Origin of the sequence: Sutterella sp., from assembly GCF_030539355.1 — a bacterium.
Lineage (GTDB): Bacteria > Pseudomonadota > Gammaproteobacteria > Burkholderiales > Burkholderiaceae_F > Sutterella.
This window is the reverse complement of sequence record NZ_JAUNSF010000160.1, coordinates 1-4,005: the sequence shown is the minus strand read 5'-3', so window position 1 is coordinate 4,005 and position 4,005 is coordinate 1. Positions and strand designations below refer to the sequence as shown.

Here is a 4,005-nt window from a genome sequence, read left to right as displayed (position 1 = left end):
GCCTTCCCCGAGGGCATAGTGAGGTGTTTAGTGAAATTCACGAATCCGCCCTACTTTCATCTTGATCGGGAAGAAAATGTAACAGAGCGCGAAAAACACTATCGGCAGCATGATCAGTGTCACCGGAATGGCGACAGAGAACCACTGCAGGAACGACACCTCAAGTCCGTACGCGTCACTTAAAAAGCGCGCGAAAATTCCGTTGGGAGGGGAACCTACAATAGTTGCGCAACCGCCGATCGACGCAGCATAAGCCACGGCGAGCAGCATGCAGACGCCGAAGTTGCGCTCATCCTTGCCGATCTTCTGCTCGGTCTGCGTCGAGCGCACGAGCGCGAGCATGGCGACCGCGATCGGGCACATCATCGCGGCGGTGGCGGAGTTCGACACCCAGGCCGACAGGAACGCGGTGCTCATCAGCATGCCGAATACCATTTGCTTGGGATTCGTGCCGAAGATGCGGATGGTCACGAGGGCGATGCGGCGGTCAAGATGCCAGCGGTGAATGCCCGCGGCAAGGAGGAAGCCGCCGAGGAAGAGGAACACAGTGCCCGAGGCATAGTGCTTCATCGTCTCGCCCGGGGTCGCGATCCCGAGAAGCGGGAAGAAGACGAGCGGCACCATCGCGGTGACCGCGATCGGGATTGCCTCGGTGAACCAGAAGAACGCCATCAGGACCACGACGCCCGCGCAGGCGCGGCCGCCCTGGGAGAAGGCGACGGTCTCGCCCGCCCCGTTCACGTAGCTCTCCGGGAGCAGGTAGTACACGAGAATTGCAAGGAGCGGGCCCAATATAAGTGCCCACACCTTGGTTTTTGCAAGACTCACTGTCACCAGTGAGTCAGACTCCATCGACATGCCGCCTCCTCTAATTGTTTTGGAAGTTGGTAGATGTTTAGGGTTTACCTTTACCTATTAAGGCTAACTACTGTATCCGCGATCTCCGGCATGCGATTCCCGCGGGAACCGCCTCTGAAGCCGCGGATCGGACATGCTGCGCCAACCTGGCACATGCAGCCAACCTTAAGACAGTTTAAGAAGCATACCCCGCGGGAGATAAACGTGCCCTCAGGGAAAGCGAGTAGCCACCTTGCTTCAGAACGGCACCTGTACCTTCGGACTAACCCTTTGGGGGACTGAATTTTTATACGGGTTTTCCCTAGAAGTCACCGATACAACATTCGGCCGACCAGCCGTCTCGCAGTGTCACCCCAATGCGTCTGCTGCCTCTTCCTGCCCGCGGCGCACGCCGCGCCAACCACGGTCCACTGCTCCGGAGAGCCTCCGGACGCCCCGTCCCGGTCGTAAGCCGGAGGTCAAAAAACAGAAAGAAGCAAAAGAAACCCCGAACTCCGCCCCGGTCGGATTTCTCAGTCACGCAGTACTTCCTCCCCGTCCTCAGGTTGCGTGACCGGGACCGAAAAAAACGAAAGAAGCAAAAGAAATTCCGAAACGGCCTGGGAAGGGATTTGCATTCTTCCGAATTACATGTATAATGCACCATACAGCGACGCTTAAGATGGAGATGTCCGCGCCCCGCCCGAGGCCCCCGACAACCCGCCTCGCCGGGAGCGCCCGGCGCCGCTGACAGAAGTGTGTGAAGTCAGGAAGGCCATGCCCCGGGCCGGCCGCCAGTCAACGACCGGAGAAACAACATGACCAGATTTGACGATTCCGACGTCGCGGTCTTCGCGTACGACTACATCAGCGTCGAGGTTGATCTCGACGAGGCGGCCGAGATCCTGGAGGACATCTCCGGGAACGATGCGGCGGACTACGAGGACGAGGACGTCATTCGCGAGAGCCCGTGGGAAATCAAACTCAACGGCCTGGGCGGTCACGTGAAGGACACCGGGGACTATCCCAAGGAGATCAAGGACTTCTGGGCGAAGCTCTCCAGAAACGGCGCCGCGGCCGTGCGCGAGACGGCCGCGAGAGGCCCGCTCGGCCTCGCCGCCTACATCCGCCTCCTCGGCGACCGCTCGCTCGCCGTGCGCCAGTCGGTGATCCGCAGCCCGCGCGCGCTCGAGTTCCTCTCCGCCTCGAAAAAGGGACTGAAGGCGCTCGACGAAGCTTTCCTCGACGCTGACGTCAGGTGTCTCTGCGCCGGCAAGCTCAAGGACCTTGAGCTCTCCGGGAAATGCGTCGCGGCGATCCGTCCGCTCGTCGAGAAGTTCGAGTTCGCGCACGGAATGGAAGGCCCTGAATTCAAGCTGCGCATCCCCGGCAAGGCGCCGGTCACCGCCACCGGGCGCGACGGCATTGAGCAGGCGATCAGCTGGATGTACGGCTTACTGATCAATGACTGTTTCGATGGCGCCGAGCTCCTCGAGCAGTTCTTCGACATCGGCCTCACGGATCCGCGCAACTGGGTCCGCTGCGAGTTTGCAGGGCTGGCGGAAGCGAGGACAGCGAGTGCGCGCGGGTACGCGGAGGATCTGTCAGTGCGGGTCCGCCGTTCGCTCGGGGCAATGCCGCGCAGCTTCTCGACCGACGAGGTCGAGTGTTTCCTTGAGGAGGAGCAGGACATGATCGGCAACCTGATGGACAGTCTCCGCGACCGCGATGACTGGTGGCTCCTTGAGGAGACCCTCCTCGCGAGTCCCGACGAGGACATCCGCGGGGAAGTCCTCGGGAGGCTCAACGGACGCCGCCGCGACGAGGCAAAGGCGAAGGCAGATGCGAGACCGCACCTTGAGCCCGTCATCAAGTACCGCGGGGTCGAGTACAGAATCTCGCGCAGCGCAGCGCCTGATGTTCTGCAGAAGGAGCTCCTCGCCTACTCGCCGGCCGAACCGAATCCGGACGAAATCAAGGCAGCGCTCGGTCGTCTCCCCGCCGAGGCCCCCTCCGCGGAGCCGGTCGACGCAGAATGGACGAAGCTCGCCCGTGATCCCAGGGCCGCGAAGCGCAGGAGGGCCGCCGAGAAGCAGCTCGACACCCCCGCCTACATCGCCCTCCTCGGGGACCGCGCCGCGTCGGTGAGGAACGCCGTCCAGGACAATACGCACGCACTGACGCTCCTTGTCAGGTCTGCGGACGGTGCCGCGGCGCTTCTCAGGACAATGCGGGAGAACCTTCCGTTCCTCAGCCGCTTCGCCCACGAGTGCCACTGGCGCATGAGCGAGGAAGACAAGGAGCTGATCGACAGGCTCGTCGACAGGGCCGAGGCGACGATCCACCCCTCCGTCCCGGGCCTTGAATTCGTGCTCAGACTCAGGCCCGGTCTTGAGCTCGAGCTCACCGGCGCGGGCGCGATTGCCGAGGCCCTCAGCTGTGCAGGTTCCGATGCGTGTGACGCCTACAGGAAGAGCCTTGGCCTGAGACGCTCGATGCTTCGCAAGCGCCAGGGAAAGAGGAAGGCTGACTGAGGCCCGGAAGAGAGAAGCCTCCTCGGAGGCACAGGAGCACCGCCCGCCGGAGTGATCACCATCTCCGGCGGGCGGTCTCCGCAGGAAAAGCGCCGCAGACATCCCGGACCTTCCCCCGGAGTCCGCCATCTTTCCGCACACAGGCGGCTCAAAGGCCGGCACCTCACTTTTGCACGACAGTCTGTATAATGCGAGAAATCACGTCGCTCACAGATTCCCTCCTCCACCCCTCATGACTGCGACAGCAGTCAGCAAATGACGTTGACAAACGGGGGCGAGAGGCAGAAGCCACGCAGGCCTCGCTCATCACCGAGGAGGCCGGGACCTTCGCGGGCGACGACCCCGGGCGCATCCGCCGCCCGTTGGAAAAGCCCGGAAAGCGCCGGTACGCGGCGCACTTCCACGGGCGTTCCCTCGCGGACGCTGACGAAAAGCGTCCGCAAATCGATTGAAACGATCTTCGTTGAGGACTGAGGCCCTTCAGGACGGCCTCCCCGGCCCCCTCCCGCCGAAGGCCTTCGGGCTGTCGTTTCGAAGATGCGGATTCAGATTTTGCAGGACTCTCAGAAGGAGAGAAAAAAGGCCTTTCGCTGTTTCGAGTGGGTAGGTTGGAAAGGCGGTAGCTACTTCGGTA

Annotated in this window: 2 protein-coding genes; one reads left to right on the top strand and one right to left on the bottom strand. The window is 62.3% G+C overall.

Translation table 11 applies throughout. From position 1 onward, the window contains the following. Positions 1–27: 27 nt before the first annotated feature. Positions 28–858: an SLC13 family permease gene (locus Q4F91_RS12995; protein WP_303338156.1), complete on the bottom strand. Its 831-nt coding sequence runs from the start codon at positions 856–858 to the stop codon at positions 28–30. Positions 859–1,655: 797 nt separating this feature from the next. On the opposite strand from Q4F91_RS12995, the gene Q4F91_RS12990 reads away from it, so the two are divergent. Beyond that, positions 1,656–3,371 (top strand): hypothetical protein, encoded by a 1,716-nt coding sequence (locus Q4F91_RS12990; RefSeq protein WP_303338155.1) that lies wholly within the window; start codon positions 1,656–1,658, stop codon positions 3,369–3,371. The last annotated feature ends 634 nt before the right edge of the window (positions 3,372–4,005 follow it).

Excerpts from the sequence above, each read along its gene's own strand:
- Q4F91_RS12995 (WP_303338156.1), bottom strand. The coding sequence starts at position 858 with ATGTCGATGGAGTCTGACTCACTGGTGACAGTGAGTCTTGCAAAAACC.
- Q4F91_RS12990 (WP_303338155.1), top strand. The coding sequence starts at position 1,656 with ATGACCAGATTTGACGATTCCGACGTCGCGGTCTTCGCGTACGACTAC.